The following is a 16,633-nucleotide window of genomic DNA, read 5'->3' on the forward strand; positions in this document are numbered from 1 at the left end:
TTATGTTTTATTCGTAGATATATTCTATGGTTCCAAGAAGTTCTTCTTCATTTGGATTGGAAATATCTTCATTGTAATAATTTTCTGAACTTTTAGGATATCCGTTTTCATTATAAGTGTATTCAAATCTTTCAGAGCTTGTAGGCCAGCCATCCTGTTCGTCAGTTATTTTAGTAACATTGTTGCTTCCTCCATAAATCTCAAAACCAAATTCACTATTAATATTAATAAAGTTGATAACTTCAAAACCTAAAATGTTGTTGAAAACACCTTTTTTGTTATCAAACTCATATGTTTCATTATCCGTAATATCATCATAAGATAACTTGGTGATGTTTGAATTTGATATTGTGTAAGTTGTTGTTCCCATCGGTTCTGTTTGAGATGAGAAATTACCACGTAATACTTCCACATCAACAGTATTGTCATTATTATAAGTTAAGATTTGGTTATAAGCTATATCATTACCATCAATATCAAATAAATAATTGATATAACTTGTTAGCTTTCCCTCCGAATTATAAGATACCGTAAAGTATTCCAGTAATTCATTATCTTCATAATTATCAATTCTTGTTACTTTGTTATCTGAATATGTAATTTTAGTTTCATAACCGTCATTATCTGTTATACTATTTAATTTATTACCATCATAGTTAAAAGTTTCGGTAAATTCATCATAGTAAACTATTTTTTTTACTAATGTATTGTCTGTAGTTTCTTCTTCGTCACTATTTGAAGATTCAGAACTACAAGCAAAAAAAGTAATGCATAATGTAAAAAGTAGGATTTGTTTAAATTTCATTTTATTTGTTTTTTAGATTTGAGTGAGCTAATATATGTTTATTGCTAGAATTCACCTACGTTTATTAGCGTTTTTTCATAATCTAGAATCAATTTAATCTCTTTTAATTTTACTATGGCATAGCTATTGAATTTATAGAAGAGTTGAGTCTAAAGGTTTAGTTTTAAATACTTGATTTTTAGTTGCTTAATATTTTATGTAAATTGTTAAACTTAAAGTTCAATGTGTTTTTATGACAGATTGACTCAAAATTATATATGAAAAAATCAAAATTTACAACTCTTGACAGTTTGTCATTACAGGAATTTGATGAGAACTCAGAATTAATTCCTTTAATGACGCCTGAAGATGAGGAAGCTATAAATAATGAAGAATTGCCGGAAACACTGCCTATTCTATCATTACGAAACACCGTTTTGTTTCCTGGTGTAGTAATTCCAATTACTGCAGGGCGTGATAAATCGATAAAACTAATAAATGATGCTAATAAAGGCGGAAAAGTTATTGGTGTAGTGGCTCAAAAAGACGAGTCGGTAGAAAATCCATCTGCAAGTGAAATTCACGAAACAGGTACTGTAGCTCGTATTTTACGTGTTTTAAAAATGCCTGATGGTAACGTAACGGTTATTATTCAAGGTAAAAAACGTTTTAAAGTAGCCGAAGTTTTAACAGAGGAGCCATACATGAACGCGACTATTCGCGACATGGCAGAGGCTAAACCTGCAGTAAAAAACAAAGAGTTTTCTGCAATTATAGAATCTATAAAAGAGTTAGCTTTAGAAATTATAAAAGAAAGTCCGAATATACCAAGTGAGGCGTCTTTCGCTATAAAAAACATTGAAAGCAATTCGTTTTTAATCAATTTTGTATCGTCTAACATGAATCTTTCTGTGGCCGAAAAGCAGTCGCTTTTAGAAATGGACGATCTTAAATCTCGTGCATTGGCAACTTTGAAATTCATGAATGTTGAGTTTCAAAAATTAGAACTTAAGAATGATATTCAGTCTAAAGTTCAAATGGATATGAGCCAACAACAACGTGAATATTTCCTTCATCAACAAATGAAAACGATCCAAGAAGAATTGGGTGGCGTAAGTCATGATGAGGAAATTGACGAAATGAAAGTAAAGGCTAAAACCAAAAAATGGGATAAAAAAATAGGGAAGCATTTTGATAAAGAATTAGCCAAAATGCAGCGTATGAATCCTCAAGTAGCCGAGTATTCTATACAACGTAACTATTTAGAGCTGTTTTTAGATTTACCATGGAATGAGTTCAGTAAAGATAAATTCGACCTAAAACGTGCCATGAAAATTTTAGATCGTGACCATTTTGGTTTAGAAGATGTAAAACGCCGAATTATAGAATATTTAGCCGTTTTAAAACTTCGTAACGATATGAAATCGCCTATTTTATGTTTATACGGACCTCCAGGAGTTGGTAAAACCTCTTTAGGTAAATCTATTGCTGAAGCCTTAGGGCGCGAGTATGTGCGTATTTCACTTGGTGGTTTAAGAGATGAAGCTGAAATTCGCGGACATCGTAAAACCTATATTGGTGCTATGCCAGGCCGTATTATTCAGAGTTTAAAAAAAGCTGGAACATCGAATCCTGTTTTTGTTTTAGATGAAATTGATAAGTTATCAAATTCTAATCAAGGCGATCCATCTTCAGCTATGCTAGAAGTTTTAGATCCTGAACAGAACAGTGAGTTTCACGATAACTTTTTAGAAATGGGTTACGATCTTTCTAAAGTTATGTTTATTGCAACTTCAAACAGTTTAAACACTATACAACCTGCCTTGCGCGACCGTATGGAAATTATAAACGTTACAGGTTATACTATTGAAGAAAAGGTAGAAATCGGTAAGCGACATTTACTTCCAAAGCAGTTAAAAGAACACGGATTAACTTCTGATAATTTAAAAATTGGAAAACCTCAATTAGAGAAAATAGTTGAAGGTTATACACGCGAATCGGGTGTACGTGGCTTAGATAAGCAAGTGGCAAAAATGGTGCGTTATGCGGCCAAAAATATTGCCATGGAAGAGGAGTATAATGTAAAAGTATCCAATGAAGATATTATTGAAGTATTAGGCGGCCCTAAAATGGAACGTGATAAATACGAAAACAATAATGTAGCCGGTGTAGTAACTGGTTTAGCATGGACGAGTGTTGGTGGAGATATTCTATTTATAGAGTCTATTATTTCTAAAGGAAAAGGCGCAATGACGATTACCGGAAACCTTGGTAAGGTTATGAAAGAATCGTCTACCATTGCTATGGAATATATAAAATCTTATGCCGAAGAGTTTGGAATAGATCCTACGGTTTTCGATAAGTATAATGTACACATTCACGTGCCAGAAGGTGCAACGCCAAAAGATGGGCCAAGTGCAGGTGTAACGATGTTAACGTCGCTAGTGTCTTTATTTACCCAGAGAAAGGTAAAGAAAAGTTTAGCAATGACGGGTGAAATTACATTACGTGGAAAGGTTTTACCTGTAGGTGGAATTAAAGAGAAAATTTTAGCAGCAAAACGTGCTAGGATTAAAGAAATCTTGTTGTGTGAAGAAAACCGTCGTGATATTGAAGATATTAAACCTGAATATTTAAAAGGTTTAACCTTCCATTATGTTACAGAAATGAGTGACGTTATTAAGTACGCCATTACCGATGAAAAAGTTAAAAACGCGAAAGTGTTATAATTGATAAATTAGATATAAAAAAATCCTCGACATGTTCGGGGATTTTTTTTTGCGCTTTCCGATTTAATCGATAAAACAAGATGAAAAGCACAAGGAATACTTTTTAAATTAAAATAAAAAATACATGTGTTCGTTTTAAGATAGATTTATTTTCTTTGCAGCCGGAACTATGTTTAAAAAAATAGCAACATTTTTTTGTTTTTCATTTGGCTTACTTGCAACTGCGCAAGTAGGAGGTGAGTCTACATATCAATTTTTGAATTTAATATCGTCACCTCGTCAAGCTGCACTGGGAGGTAAAGTTCTAACTAATGTAGATTACGATGTTACGCAAGGGCTTTATAATCCGGCTACTATTAATGTAGAAATGGATAACCAATTAGCCTTAAATTATGTAAGTTATTTAGGCGGTATAGGCTACGGAACGGCCTCTTATGCTTATACCATAGATAGGCGTACACAAACCGTACATGCAGGAATTACCTATGTAAATTACGGACAGTTTGATGGTTATGATGAAGATGGGAATTCCACGGGAACTTTCAGCGGAAGCGAAACCGCATTATCCTTAGGTTATGCTACACAAATTGGATATTCAGATTTTTATTTTGGGGCAAATCTAAAATTGATTACCTCTAAATTAGAGCAGTATAGTTCGCTTGGTGCGGCTGTAGATTTAGGATTAATTTATATTAATGAAGATTTAGATTTCAATGCTGCTTTGGTAGTCCGTAATTTTGGAACACAAATTACAACCTACGCAGGTTTAAACGAGTCGTTGCCTTTCGAGGTTAGTTTAGGTTTATCTCAAAGGTTAGAACATGTACCAATACGTTGGCATGTTACTTTTGAAAATTTACAAGAATGGCCTATTGCTAGACCCAATCCTGCGCGTGAAACTAGTGATTTAAGTGGAGGTAGCTCTTCTGAGGAAATTGGATTTATAGGTCAAGTTATTAGGCATACAATTTTAGGTGCCGAGCTTTTCCCTGAAAGCGGATTCAATATTAGATTAGGATATAATTTTAGAAGAGGTGAGGAGTTAAGAATTGTAGATCAACGTAATTTCTCTGGTATTTCGGCAGGTATCTCTATTAAAATGAATAAAATGCGTTTCAGTTATACCCACGCCAAATACACTAGTGCTGCAAATGCTAACTTTTTTGGTTTACAAATAGATTTGCAATAGCCATTCACTTTCCATTTAATTTAAACCGTTTTACTTTTCGCTTTATATTTCTTTAAGTATTTTTGAAAATTCAAAATAGAAGTCATTCAAAGTACATTATAATAGTCACGTTTCAACTTTAAAAATACATGAACAAAATTACCATAGCCATCGACGGGTTTTCTTCAACCGGAAAAAGTACCGTAGCCAAGCAATTAGCAAAATATTTGGGTTACGTTTATGTCGATTCTGGAGCCATGTATCGTGCGGTGACATATTACGCCATGCAAAATGGATTAATTTCTAAAGACGATTTTAATGTTGAAGCTTTAATTTATCAGCTCGATAATATTAATATTACTTTTAAATTTAATGAGAAATTAGGTTTTGCCGAAGTGTATTTAAATAACGAGAATATAGAAAGAGCCATTAGAACTTTAGAGGTTTCTAGCTTTGTAAGTAAAGTGGCTGCCATTTCGGAGGTGAGACAAAAACTTGTTGAACAACAACAAAAAATGGGTCAAGGTAAAGGTGTTGTTATGGACGGTAGAGATATTGGGACCGTAGTTTTTAAAGATGCTGAACTTAAATTATACATGATCGCTTCCGCGGAAAAAAGGGCTATCCGCCGTTTCGATGAACTTATTGAACGTGGCGATCAAGTTTTGTATGAAGATGTTTTGAAAAACGTTCAAGAACGCGACCATATAGATTCTACTCGCGAAGATTCGCCTTTAGTTAAAGCTGATGATGCTATCGAAATTGATAATTCAGACATGACATTAGATGAACAATTTGATAAAATTTTACGTCTTGCCAAAATGACAATCGAAGATTGCGAATAAGTTTTCGGTTGGCAGTAAAATAGTATCCAGTAAATAAAGGGGATTCAGTAAGCAGGATTAGTGCTTAACTTCAAAATAAAACATAAAAAAAACGAACGCCTAAATAAATAGACGTTCGTTTTTTTATAAATATACCTCAAACCTTATAGATTAGGAATAATTAATTCTTGATCTGGGTGAATTACATCAGGATTCTTTAAGATATCAGAGTTTGCTTTAAAAATATCTTGGTATTTAGCAGCTTTTCCATAGTACTGAATCGCTATTTTTCCAAGAGTCTCTCCACTTTTTACAGTGTGTCTATGGAAAACGGTTTCATCGGCTACTTTAATATCAGCCATAATATCAGAAGGATTATCTCCACCAATTTCTTTTATTTTATCCCAAATTAGGTTCTTTTCGTAAGGTGTATTAGCTGTTCCTGTAACTTTTAATTGTCCGTTTTCTTCTTTAACATCACCATTTTGGATGTTTAAAGTTTCGCCTAGATCTAATACAGGTTGGTACTTTGCTTTCATTGTCATAAGTGTAGATTTTAATTTTGTTTAACAGGTTCAATATAGCAAAACCGATGCCAATTTTGAAGATTTTTCTCAAATTTATTATTTCGCTAATAATCAGTGCTTTAAAATATTTTATTAAAATTAGTCTAATTGATTGAAAATATGTATTTTTGCACTCCTTTTAGCGATTTATTGGAACAGATAAAAGGAATGAAACTTTATATAAAAATAACACTTCTGTGTGTTACTCGCTTAAATCTTCCAAAACATATAGAATACAAAAACATAGTGCTGTTTTATTTCCGCGAAAGCGATGTATTTAAAACACATTATTAAATTTAATTAAATGGCGGAAAACGCAAACCCAGCTGAAGTTGAAGCAACTGAAGCAAACAATGTTGGAGCTCCAGTTGTATCTGAAGCAAAAGCAAACCCTGAAAAATTCTTAGCGGATTTTAACTGGCACAATTACGAAGAAGGAATTGATGAAGTTGATAGCCAACAATTAGAAGAATTTGAAAAATTAGTAGCTGAAAATTTCGTTGACACATTAAACGATGAGGTTGTTGAAGGTACAGTAGTACACATTTCTGATAGAGATGCTATTATTGACATTAACGCAAAATCTGAAGGTGTTATTTCTTTAAACGAATTTCGTTACAACCCAGGTTTATCTGTAGGAGATAAAGTTGAAGTATTAATTGATGTGCGTGAAGATGCAACTGGTCAATTAGTATTATCTCACAGAAAAGCTCGTGTAATCCAAGCATGGGATCGTGTAAATAAAGCACACGAAACTGGAGAAATCGTTAACGGTTTTGTAAAATGCAGAACTAAAGGTGGTATGATTGTAGATGTTTTCGGAATTGAAGCATTCTTACCAGGATCTCAAATTGATGTTAAACCAATTAGAGATTACGATCAGTATGTAAACAAAACTATGGAATTCAAAGTTGTGAAAATCAACCATGAGTTTAAAAACGTTGTTGTTTCTCATAAAGCTCTTATTGAAGCTGATATTGAAATCCAGAAGAAAGAAATTATTGGTCAATTAGAAAAAGGTCAAGTATTAGAAGGTGTTGTTAAAAACATTACTTCTTACGGTGTATTCATCGATCTTGGTGGTGTTGACGGATTAGTTCATATTACAGATTTATCTTGGTCTAGAATTAACCATCCAAATGAGATTGTTGAGTTAGATCAAAAATTAAATGTTGTAATTCTTGACTTTGATGAAAACAAATCTAGAATCCAATTAGGTCTTAAACAATTATCTAAACACCCATGGGAAGCTCTTGCAGAAGAGGTGAAAGTTGGTGATAAAGTAAAAGGTAAAGTTGTTGTAATCGCTGATTACGGTGCATTTATCGAAGTTGCTGATGGTGTTGAAGGATTAATTCACGTTTCTGAAATGTCTTGGTCTACACATTTACGTTCTGCTCAAGATTTCGTTTCTGTAGGAGATGAGGTTGAAGCAGTAATCTTAACTTTAGATAGAGAAGATCGTAAAATGTCTCTTGGTATCAAGCAATTATCTGCAGATCCATGGACAGATATTACTACTAAATACCCATTAGCTTCTAAGCATACAGGTATTGTACGTAACTTTACAAACTTTGGTGTTTTTGTTGAATTAGAAGAAGGAATTGACGGATTAATTTATATCTCTGATTTATCTTGGACTAAGAAAATTAAGCACCCATCTGAATTCTGCGCTGTAGGAGATAAATTAGATGTGGTTGTATTAGAGTTAGATGTTGAAGGTCGTAAATTATCTTTAGGACACAAACAAACAACTGTTAACCCTTGGGATAAATACGAAACTGAGTTTGCTTTAGAAACAGTTCACAACGCTGCAATCACTGAGATTGTTGATAAAGGAGCTACTATTGAGTTTAACGAAGATATCGTTGCATTTGTACCATCTCGTCACTTAGAGAAAGAAGATGGAACTAAGCTTAAGAAAGGTGAAGCTGCAGAATTTAAAATCATTGAATTCAATAAAGAATTCAAAAGAGTTGTAGCATCTCACACTGCTGTATTTAGAGCAGAAGAAGCTAAAATGGTTAAGCAAGCAGTAAGAAAAGCTGAATCACAAGCAGCAGAGTCAAAACCTACTTTAGGTGATGCCAATGATGCTTTACAAGCGCTTAAAGATAAAATGGACGGAAAAGCATAATTTATTATGAGTTTTCAATTTCTGTGAAAACAGAAATCTATTTATAAAATTAAAAGCTCCTCAGAAATGAGGGGCTTTTTTTATGCATTATTATTATTATTATTAAAGTAGAAGCATTATAATACTTCAATTGTAAAGTCCCTAATGTGCTGTTATGGTACAATGCCAAGAACACTTGTTTTAAGCGATAAGAAAGAGTTATTAAACACTTTAAAGTGAGTCTAAAAGAACTTAGTTGTACAATTTAAACTAGCCTTAGATTTACGGTAACAAAAAAGCCGATAACAAACGTTACCGGCTTTTATAATATATAAAAGGTTGTTGACTATTTTAAAGCACCAACCATATCTTCTGGTTTTACCCAAGCATCGTAATCTTCTGCAGTAACATATCCTAAACGTACTGCTTCTTCTTTTAAAGTGGTTCCGTTTTCATGTGCTGTATTTGCAATTTCAGCAGCTTTATAGTAACCAATTTTTGTATTTAAAGCTGTTACAAGCATTAACGAGTTGTTAAGTAGCTTTGTAATTACTTCTTGGTTTGGTTCAATACCAACAGCGCAATTTTCTTCGAAACTAGCACATGCATCACCTATAAGTTGAGCCGATTGTAAAACATTGGCAGCCATAACAGGTTTAAATACGTTTAGTTCGTAATGGCCTTGCATGCCTCCAACGGATACAGCAACATCGTTACCCATAACTTGAGCGCAAACCATAGTTAAAGCCTCACATTGTGTTGGGTTAACTTTGCCTGGCATAATAGAACTTCCTGGCTCGTTTGCTGGAATTATAATTTCTCCAATACCCGAACGTGGTCCAGAGGCCATCATTCTAATATCATTAGCTATTTTATTTAATGATACTGCAAGTTGTTTTAATGCACCATGCGTTTCTACCAAAGCATCGTGAGCAGCTAGTGCTTCAAACTTATTAGGAGCAGTTACAAATGGTAATCCTGTAAATTCTGCGATATATTCTGCAACACGTTTGCTGTAGCCTTTAGGTGTATTTAAACCTGTACCAACAGCTGTACCACCTAAAGCTAATTCGCTTAAATGAGCTAAAGTATTGTCTAAAGCTTTTAAGCCATGATCTAATTGTGCTACATAACCCGAAATTTCTTGTCCTAAAGTTAAAGGCGTAGCATCCATTAAGTGTGTACGTCCAATTTTTACAACATTTTTAAAAGCTTCAGATTTTATCTTTAATGTTTCTCTAAGTTGTTTTACACCAGGAATTGTGGTTTCAACTATTTTTTTATACGCTGCAATATGCATTCCGGTAGGGAAGGTGTCGTTTGATGATTGCGATTTGTTTACATCATCATTTGGCTGAATTGTTTTTTCGCCTTCGCCAACCACTTTTCCTGCTAATTGGTGTGCTCTATTAGCAACCACCTCGTTAACGTTCATGTTACTTTGCGTACCAGAACCTGTTTGCCAGATTACTAACGGAAATTGGTCGTCGTGTTTACCTTCTAAAATTTCATCACAAACCTGTGCAATTAAATCTCTTTTTTCAATATCTAAAACACCTAATTCGCAGTTTGTGTAAGCAGCAGCTTTTTTTAAGTAAGCAAAACCGTAGATAATTTCTAACGGCATAGATGCAACGGATCCTATTTTAAAGTTATTTCTTGAACGCTCTGTTTGTGCGCCCCAAAGTTTATCGGCAGGTACTTTTACCTCACCCATAGTATCTTTTTCTATTCTGTAACTCATGGCATTAATGGTTTAATTATAAGTTACAAAGTTAATCGTTTTAGTCTGTTTTATTATGAGGAATGTCTTAGTTTTTCTCGTAAATTTTTTAACAAATTCATAAGATTAAAAATTATTTGCCCTGTTAAAAATGAATTATCTTTATAATGAATTTAAATAGTAATTAATTTTAAACTAAATATAAAAATGGCAACAATTAGATTAGGAGATGAAGCTCCGAATTTTACAGCAGAAACATCTGAAGGAACAATTAACTTTCACGAATGGTTAGGTGATAGTTGGGGAATACTATTTTCGCACCCAGCAGATTATACGCCAGTTTGTACTACAGAGTTAGGAACCGTAGCTAGATATACCGATGAGTTTAAAAAACGTAACGTAAAAGTAGTAGCATTGAGTGTAGATGGGGTAGAATCTCACCACGGTTGGATAAAAGATATTAACGAAACACAGAATACCACAGTAAACTTCCCGATTATTGCAGATGAAGATGGAAAGGTTTCTGAACTTTATGATATGATTCACCCAAATTCAGATAGCAAACTTACCGTGCGTTCTGTTTTTGTAATTGACAATAATAAGAAAGTGAAACTAATGATTACTTATCCTGCTTCTACAGGTAGAAATTTTGATGAGTTGTTACGTGTTGTAGATTCTTTACAATTAACAGCTTACCATAAAGTAGCAACACCTGCAAACTGGCAGAATGGTGACGATTGTGTGGTAGTACCAGCAATTGCAACGGCCGATATTCCTGCAATTTTTCCAAAAGGATTTAAAGAAGTGAAGCCTTATTTACGCATGACGCCGCAACCTAATTTAGATTAGTGAATAACCTGTTGATAAATCTTAACATTGTTATTGGAAAACAAAATGGTTTATATTATATTTGTGGCACATTTATAAAAGACACCAACAATTATGTTTGATTTTGATCAATATTTAGGCTTTTTAGCATTTTTAGGTATATTAACTTTAGGATTTTGGTTAATGATTTTCTTAGTAACCTTTATAATTCCTTATTGGGTTGGAGGTGCTTTAATCGAAAGATTAAAAGAAATTAGAGAAGAGAAAAAAGCAAAACGTTTAAATGCTTAAAACTTAATTGAAAAATATATTAAAAAAGGAAGTTCTATTAGAGCTTCCTTTTTTTTGTGCTTTCATTTTCTGGCATAAAAAAACTCAAAGCGTGAAGCTTTGAGTTTTTTTTATTTAAAACCTTATAGAGGTAAACTACATTTCCATAGTTTCTCCACCTTCGCCACGTTCGCCACGTTGCTGTTGTTTTTGTTGGTTAAAACGGTATGTAAAGGCTAGATTATACGTTGTGCCACCTCTAAATTGAATTTCTTGATAAGATGTAAACGTATCGGCTGTTATATCATTTCTGCTTACTCCAGTATTAAATACATCTCTAACGTTAAATGCTATAGAAGCTTTGTCTTTCAATATATCTTTGCTAAAAGCCGTGTTTACCGTTCCGCTAGCTCTTCTATCATTTTGAGAATCTACAGTTGGTCCACGGTAGCTAAAGTTTGTTTGCCAATCTACAGAATAAGGAAGTGTCAGTTTATTTGTTAAACGCGCATTCCAAGTTAAGTTGTTTGCTGTTAAATTAACATCTTCAAAACTTCCGTTACGTTCTAATTTATAGATATTAAAATCGGTATTTACACGCCATTTTCTAGTAGGACTAAAGTTTAAATTGAATTCAAAACCATAACGATCATCTGTAGCTAAATTTACAGGGCCACGTTCTATTACCGGAAATTCTTCTCCATTTATAAATACGGTTTCTCCGTTATCTCTACTTAAAAATGTCATTACATCTGTAGAGTGTGAGTAGTAAACAGAAGAACTTAAAGTGAATTTTCCGAATCTATTTAAATATCCAATATCAAAAACACTAGAGTAAGTTGGGTCTAAATCTGGATTTCCTTGAAAAACGTTAGTTAAACTAGAACGAGAAGGGAAAGGGTTTAACATAAAACCACGTGGTCTACGTAATCTTCGGTTATAACCAACCGTCATACTTGCATCTTCATTAAATTTATAACTTACGTTAACTGTAGGAAATAAACCTGTAAAGTTTTTTCTTTTAAAATCACCAGAAGTAGGTTGATCCAATGTGTATTTAGTGTTTTCTAATCGTAAACCTAATAGGTATGAGAATTTATCAATTTTACTACCAAACTGAAAATAAGCAGCGTTTAAATATTGCTTAAAGTTAAATAGGTTCGATAGGTTGTTGTTTAATTCAAAGGCACCAGCATCATTAAGTAAAGAAACTTGGTAATCAGTTTCGGTAGTCGTGAAATCTCCACGGTACCCCAATTCAATTTGGCTATTCTCACCTAAAGGCAATACGTAATCTGTTTGTAATAATATCTGTTGTTCATCTTCCAAGGTTTGTAAGATATCGGTATCAAGACCATCAACACTAATTAATGAGTATTCATCATCATTAGAATCTTCAAACTGAAAATCGAAAGAGAATTTATGCCCATCCGTTTTAAAATCTTTCATGAAATTTAAAGCATATTGAAATGTTCCACTTTCCCCTTCTTCAGGATCGCGACGTACACTTCTGCTAGTTTCATTTGTTATTTTATTTAATTGAACTAGGTTATTAATCGAGTTGTTGTAGCTACTATTATCACTATAAACAATAGAGTTTGTTAACGATGCCGAATCTGTAATATACCATTCAATACCTGTATTGGTTGTAATCCCTTTTCGAGTATCATCCCAATTACGTTTTTCATCTAAATCTGGTGTGTTTTCATCAAAATACTTAACATCATTATACCATCTACCAACACTTTCTCGGTACCTGTAAGATGTGGTGTTAAATATATTTACGTTACCAGTTCTGTAATTTATATTTCCAGATAATCCAGCTGCATCAGGGTGTCCAACATTTGCTGTAACAGAACCGTTAAAACCTAACAGTTTACTACGGCGTAGAATAATATTAATAATTCCTCCCGTTCCTTCAGCTTCATATCTTGCTGATGGAGAAGTAATAACTTCAACTTTTTCAATAGCATCTGCAGGTAATTGTTGTAGTGCTTCGGCTGAATTTAAACCAACTAAACCAGATGGTTTTCCGTTAATTAAGATACGTACATTGTCATTTCCGCGTAAAGCGACACCACCTTCGGCATCTACAGAAACAGATGGTACGTTATCTAGAACATCACTAACAGACCCACCACTTACGGTTAAATCTTTACCAACATTATAGATTTTTTTATCGAGCTTAATTTCAACAGTGGTACGCTCGGCAATAATTTCAACTTCGCCTAAAGACTCCGTATCTAATTCTAAAGAATAAGACCCAATATTTTCAGATTTGCCAATTTGTTTATTAGCAATAGTAATAGTTTTAAATGAGATATATTCAATGGTAATGTTGTAAAATCCAACAGGAACAGGGATAGAGAAGTTTCCCTTTAAATCTGTAATTCCTCCGGTTTCAATCTTGTTTTCCTTTTTATTGAAGAATGCAATAGTTGCATATTCTAAAGGTTCGTTGGTTTCTTTGTCTATTACTTTACCACTTATTGTTACTTCTTTTTGTGCAAATAAGAGTGTAGAAAATAAGCTTAAAAAAACAAATAAATGTATTCTTTTTCCCATGCTGGTCTTTTAATTTATTAGACTGCAAAACTATGGGATGGTTTAGCTTTATTGAGTTAAACCTATGTTAAAATAAACCTTAAATTTTGGCTTATAGAATGTCTAGAATTAAACTTGGTGGACGACCAATAACTGCTTTTTTACCATTTATAACAATTGGACGTTCTATTAATTTTGGGTTATTTGCCATAGCCTCAATAACTTCAATATCGGTTAGATCTTTACCTTTAAAATCACTTTTCCAGATGGCTTCGTTTTTTCTAACCAATTCTATAGGTTTAATGCCTAAAAGTGTTACTATTTCTGTTAACGCTTTCGCGGAAAGGTTATCGTCCAAATATTTTACAATTTCGAAGGGTTTTCCAGAATTCTCAATAATTTCTAGGCCTTGTCTTGATTTTGAACAACGTGGGTTATGATAAATTTTTGTCATTGTAATACTCTGTTTTAATTAAACCTCACAGATTTAGAACCTGCAAGGTTTTTTTATATGTTATAATTGTCCGTCGTCTTCAACTTTTTGTCCCATCATCATTAAATAGGCCTTTAAAAAGCTGTCAATATTACCATCCATTACGGCGTCTACATTACCGGTTTCATGAGCGGTACGTACATCTTTCACTAACTTATAGGGATGCATTACGTAGTTTCTAATTTGGCTTCCCCATTCAATTTTCATTTTTCCAGCTTCAATATCTTCACGCTGTGCCAGTTGTTTTTGAAGTTCAATTTCGTACAATTGCGATTTAAGCATTTGCATAGCACGCGATCTGTTATCATGTTGAGATCGGGTTTCCGAACACGATATTTGAATACCTGTAGGCTTGTGCGTAAGTTGTACTTTGGTTTCAACTTTATTTACATTTTGCCCACCAGCACCACTAGATCTTGCGGTTGTTATCTCTATATCGGCAGGATTTATTTCGACCTCAATAGTATCATCGACAAGCGGATAAACGTAAACTGAAGCAAAGCTAGTATGGCGTTTGGCATTACTATCAAAAGGAGAAATACGTACTAATCTATGTACACCATTTTCACCTTTTAACCAACCAAAAGCAAAGTCGCCTTCAATTTCTAGTGTCACAGTTTTTATACCAGCAACATCACCTTCTTGAAAATTGAGTTCTTTTACTTTAAAGCCGCTTTTTTCAGCATACATTAAGTACATACGCATAAGCATATTTGCCCAATCACAACTTTCTGTTCCGCCTGCGCCAGCTGTAATTTGTAGTACGGCACTTAAGCTATCACCTTCTTCAGAAAGCATATTTTTAAACTCAATATCTTCTAATTGCGTGGCTAATAAATTGTATTGTGCTTCTACATCTTCGGCAGTGGCATCATCTTCCTTGAAAAATTCGTAAAGCACTTCAAGGTCTTCAAATCGGGTTTTTGCTGTTTTATAATCTTCTACCCATTTTTTCTTCACACGTAGTGATTTCATTATAATTTCTGCTGCTTTGGAGTCGTTCCAGAAATTAGGGTCAAAGGTTTGTTCTTCTTCGTTTTGTATTTCTATCAGTTTGGCGTCTATGTCAAAGATAGTGCCTAAGTTTATCGAGGCGGGTATTTAGATCTTTAATTTGATCGGAAGTTATCATGTATCAATTTATTTCTAACAAAAGTAGGATTTCTTTAAGCCAGCAGAAAACAAATCTGAATATAATTTTATAGCTTTATCCACAAATTGAAAATATGATTATTGATTTAAGAAGTGATACCGTTACAAAACCAACTAAACATATGTTAGATGCCATGATGCAAGCTGCTGTGGGAGATGATGTGTTTAGAGAAGATCCAACGGTAAACGCATTAGAAAGCCGAATAGCTAATATGTTTGGAAAAGAAACGGCCTTGTTTTTTCCGAGTGGGACTATGGCAAACCAAACGGCAATTAAATTACATACCAATCCTGGAGATCAGGTTATTTGTGATAAATATGCGCATATTTTTAATTATGAATCTGGAGGAGCGTCTTTTAACAGCGGTGTGTCTTGTAATTTATTAGATGTTAATAATGGCATTTTTTCTGCACAAGATGTGAAACAAGCCATAAACCCAGAAGCTTACTATTACAGTAAAACAAGTTTAGTTGAAATTGAAAACACGGCGAATAGAAGAGGAGGTTCTTGTTGGGATTATAATGAAATAATTAAAATTAGAACCGTTTGCGATGAAAATAACTTAGGGTTTCATTTAGATGGAGCTCGTTTGTGGCATGCCTTGGTAGCAAAAAATGAAACAACTGAGCAATACGGAAAAGCTTTTGATACTATATCAGTATGTTTAAGTAAAGGTTTAGGTTGCCCTGTAGGTTCCGTTTTGGTTGGTGATAAGGCTATAATGGAAAACGCTATACGAATTCGTAAAATATTTGGTGGCAACATGCGCCAAGCCGGATATTTGGCGGCAGCAGGTTTATACGCTTTGGATAATAATATTGAAAGGTTGGCAGAAGATCACCAAAAGGCAAAGGAAATTGGTGCCATTTTAGCAGAGCGTTCTATTGTAAAATCTGTAGAACCTATAGAAACTAATATTGTTATTTTTGAATTGAATAACAACGTTAACGAAAAAGAATTCACTCAAAAATTAGCCGATAAAAATATACATATTATAAGCATGGGTGGTAATAAGCTGCGTATGGTAACGCATTTGGATTACACCAATACTATGCACGACAAACTTTTGAGTGAATTAATAAAACTATAAATAAGCTTACTTAAACATATCCATACCAGGTATATTTGGCATACCGTCTTTTGCGGCAGCAGCAAGCTCAGCTTCGTTAATTTGAGTAGCTCTTTCAATAGCTTTGTTTAATGTTAAAACAAGGTAATCTTCGAGCTGCTCTTTATCTTCTAATAAAGCATCATCAATGTCAATAGATTTAATAGTTCTATTGGCTGTTAATGTAATTTTTAGCTTATTGTCGTTACTAGTTTCATCTACTAAAACAGTATCTAAGCGTTTTTTTGTTTCTTCTACTTTTTTCTTGGCTTCTTTGAGCTTACTCATCATGCCCATCATGTCTCCAAACATATTTTTAAATTTTTT

The 16,633-nt window shown here is 33.6% G+C and carries 14 protein-coding genes; 7 read left to right on the forward strand and 7 right to left on the reverse strand.

The window, feature by feature from the left end; genetic code table 11:
• Positions 1–7: 7 nt before the first annotated feature.
• Positions 8–805: a hypothetical protein gene (locus V6246_RS00350; RefSeq protein ID WP_341558469.1), complete on the reverse strand. Its 798-nt coding sequence runs from the start codon at positions 803–805 to the stop codon at positions 8–10.
• 257 nt (positions 806–1,062) lie between these two features.
• Between V6246_RS00350 and lon the strand changes: the two genes are divergently transcribed.
• From lon to cmk, 3 genes are all read left to right on the forward strand, one after another.
• Complete coding sequence (gene lon, locus V6246_RS00355; RefSeq protein WP_341558470.1) at positions 1,063–3,513, forward strand: endopeptidase La; 2,451 nt, start codon at positions 1,063–1,065, stop codon at positions 3,511–3,513.
• A gap of 169 nt (positions 3,514–3,682) precedes the next feature.
• Positions 3,683–4,702, forward strand: coding sequence for a type IX secretion system protein PorQ (gene porQ, locus V6246_RS00360; protein WP_341558471.1), 1,020 nt, complete (start codon positions 3,683–3,685; stop codon positions 4,700–4,702).
• 128 nt (positions 4,703–4,830) lie between these two features.
• Entirely contained in the window at positions 4,831–5,526 is a 696-nt protein-coding gene (gene cmk, locus V6246_RS00365) for a (d)CMP kinase (protein WP_341558472.1), read from the forward strand.
• 143 nt (positions 5,527–5,669) lie between these two features.
• Here cmk and V6246_RS00370 read toward each other — a convergent pair whose 3' ends face one another.
• Entirely contained in the window at positions 5,670–6,050 is a 381-nt protein-coding gene (locus V6246_RS00370) for a LysM peptidoglycan-binding domain-containing protein (RefSeq protein WP_159019808.1), read from the reverse strand.
• A gap of 325 nt (positions 6,051–6,375) precedes the next feature.
• On the opposite strand from V6246_RS00370, the gene rpsA reads away from it, so the two are divergent.
• A complete protein-coding gene (gene rpsA, locus V6246_RS00375) occupies positions 6,376–8,208 on the forward strand; it encodes a 30S ribosomal protein S1 (protein WP_341558473.1) in 1,833 nt (610 codons plus the stop codon).
• 325 nt (positions 8,209–8,533) lie between these two features.
• Here rpsA and fumC read toward each other — a convergent pair whose 3' ends face one another.
• Entirely contained in the window at positions 8,534–9,931 is a 1,398-nt protein-coding gene (fumC, locus tag V6246_RS00380) for a class II fumarate hydratase (protein ID WP_341558474.1), read from the reverse strand.
• Between the two features lie 186 nt (positions 9,932–10,117).
• Here fumC and V6246_RS00385 point away from each other — a divergent pair, with 186 nt between their 5' ends.
• Both V6246_RS00385 and V6246_RS00390 read left to right on the forward strand, forming a co-directional pair.
• The gene (locus V6246_RS00385; protein WP_042505021.1) at positions 10,118–10,759 is read left to right on the forward strand and encodes a peroxiredoxin; all 642 of its coding nucleotides are present in this window, start codon (positions 10,118–10,120) and stop codon (positions 10,757–10,759) included.
• Positions 10,760–10,852: 93 nt separating this feature from the next.
• Positions 10,853–11,029, forward strand: coding sequence for a hypothetical protein (locus tag V6246_RS00390; protein ID WP_199270200.1), 177 nt, complete (start codon positions 10,853–10,855; stop codon positions 11,027–11,029).
• Between the two features lie 135 nt (positions 11,030–11,164).
• Here V6246_RS00390 and V6246_RS00395 read toward each other — a convergent pair whose 3' ends face one another.
• The 3 genes from V6246_RS00395 to prfB all read right to left on the reverse strand — a co-directional run bounded on the left by V6246_RS00395 (position 11,165) and on the right by prfB (position 15,177).
• Positions 11,165–13,573: a TonB-dependent receptor domain-containing protein gene (locus tag V6246_RS00395; RefSeq protein ID WP_341558475.1), complete on the reverse strand. Its 2,409-nt coding sequence runs from the start codon at positions 13,571–13,573 to the stop codon at positions 11,165–11,167.
• Between the two features lie 91 nt (positions 13,574–13,664).
• The gene (gene arsC, locus V6246_RS00400; protein ID WP_341558476.1) at positions 13,665–14,006 is read right to left on the reverse strand and encodes an arsenate reductase (glutaredoxin); all 342 of its coding nucleotides are present in this window, start codon (positions 14,004–14,006) and stop codon (positions 13,665–13,667) included.
• Between the two features lie 60 nt (positions 14,007–14,066).
• Positions 14,067–15,177, reverse strand: a protein-coding gene (gene prfB, locus V6246_RS00405; protein ID WP_159019813.1) for a peptide chain release factor 2 whose coding sequence is annotated in 2 segments (ribosomal slippage) — positions 14,067–15,113 and positions 15,115–15,177 — 1,110 coding nt in all. Because the reading frame shifts where the segments join, the coding sequence is not laid out codon by codon here.
• A gap of 94 nt (positions 15,178–15,271) precedes the next feature.
• On the opposite strand from prfB, the gene V6246_RS00410 reads away from it, so the two are divergent.
• Complete coding sequence (locus tag V6246_RS00410; protein ID WP_341558477.1) at positions 15,272–16,288, forward strand: threonine aldolase family protein; 1,017 nt, start codon at positions 15,272–15,274, stop codon at positions 16,286–16,288.
• A 6-nt stretch (positions 16,289–16,294) separates the two neighbouring features.
• Here the strand turns inward: V6246_RS00410 and V6246_RS00415 are convergent, their stop codons facing one another.
• Positions 16,295–16,618 carry a YbaB/EbfC family nucleoid-associated protein gene (locus tag V6246_RS00415; RefSeq protein WP_159019815.1) on the reverse strand — a complete coding sequence of 108 codons (324 nt, stop codon included), beginning with the start codon at positions 16,616–16,618 and terminating at the stop codon, positions 16,295–16,297.
• Between the last annotated feature and the right edge of the window lie 15 nt (positions 16,619–16,633).

The organism is Algibacter sp. TI.3.09, assembly GCF_038154905.1.
Classification (GTDB): domain Bacteria; phylum Bacteroidota; class Bacteroidia; order Flavobacteriales; family Flavobacteriaceae; genus Algibacter.

Excerpts from the sequence above, each read along its gene's own strand:
- V6246_RS00350 (WP_341558469.1), bottom strand. The coding sequence starts at position 805 with ATGAAATTTAAACAAATCCTACTTTTTACATTATGCATTACTTTTTTT.
- lon (WP_341558470.1), top strand. The coding sequence starts at position 1,063 with ATGAAAAAATCAAAATTTACAACTCTTGACAGTTTGTCATTACAGGAA.
- porQ (WP_341558471.1), top strand. The coding sequence starts at position 3,683 with ATGTTTAAAAAAATAGCAACATTTTTTTGTTTTTCATTTGGCTTACTT.
- cmk (WP_341558472.1), top strand. The coding sequence starts at position 4,831 with ATGAACAAAATTACCATAGCCATCGACGGGTTTTCTTCAACCGGAAAA.
- V6246_RS00370 (WP_159019808.1), bottom strand. The coding sequence starts at position 6,050 with ATGACAATGAAAGCAAAGTACCAACCTGTATTAGATCTAGGCGAAACT.
- rpsA (WP_341558473.1), top strand. The coding sequence starts at position 6,376 with ATGGCGGAAAACGCAAACCCAGCTGAAGTTGAAGCAACTGAAGCAAAC.
- fumC (WP_341558474.1), bottom strand. The coding sequence starts at position 9,931 with ATGAGTTACAGAATAGAAAAAGATACTATGGGTGAGGTAAAAGTACCT.
- V6246_RS00385 (WP_042505021.1), top strand. The coding sequence starts at position 10,118 with ATGGCAACAATTAGATTAGGAGATGAAGCTCCGAATTTTACAGCAGAA.
- V6246_RS00390 (WP_199270200.1), top strand. The coding sequence starts at position 10,853 with ATGTTTGATTTTGATCAATATTTAGGCTTTTTAGCATTTTTAGGTATA.
- V6246_RS00395 (WP_341558475.1), bottom strand. The coding sequence starts at position 13,573 with ATGGGAAAAAGAATACATTTATTTGTTTTTTTAAGCTTATTTTCTACA.
- arsC (WP_341558476.1), bottom strand. The coding sequence starts at position 14,006 with ATGACAAAAATTTATCATAACCCACGTTGTTCAAAATCAAGACAAGGC.
- V6246_RS00410 (WP_341558477.1), top strand. The coding sequence starts at position 15,272 with ATGATTATTGATTTAAGAAGTGATACCGTTACAAAACCAACTAAACAT.
- V6246_RS00415 (WP_159019815.1), bottom strand. The coding sequence starts at position 16,618 with ATGTTTGGAGACATGATGGGCATGATGAGTAAGCTCAAAGAAGCCAAG.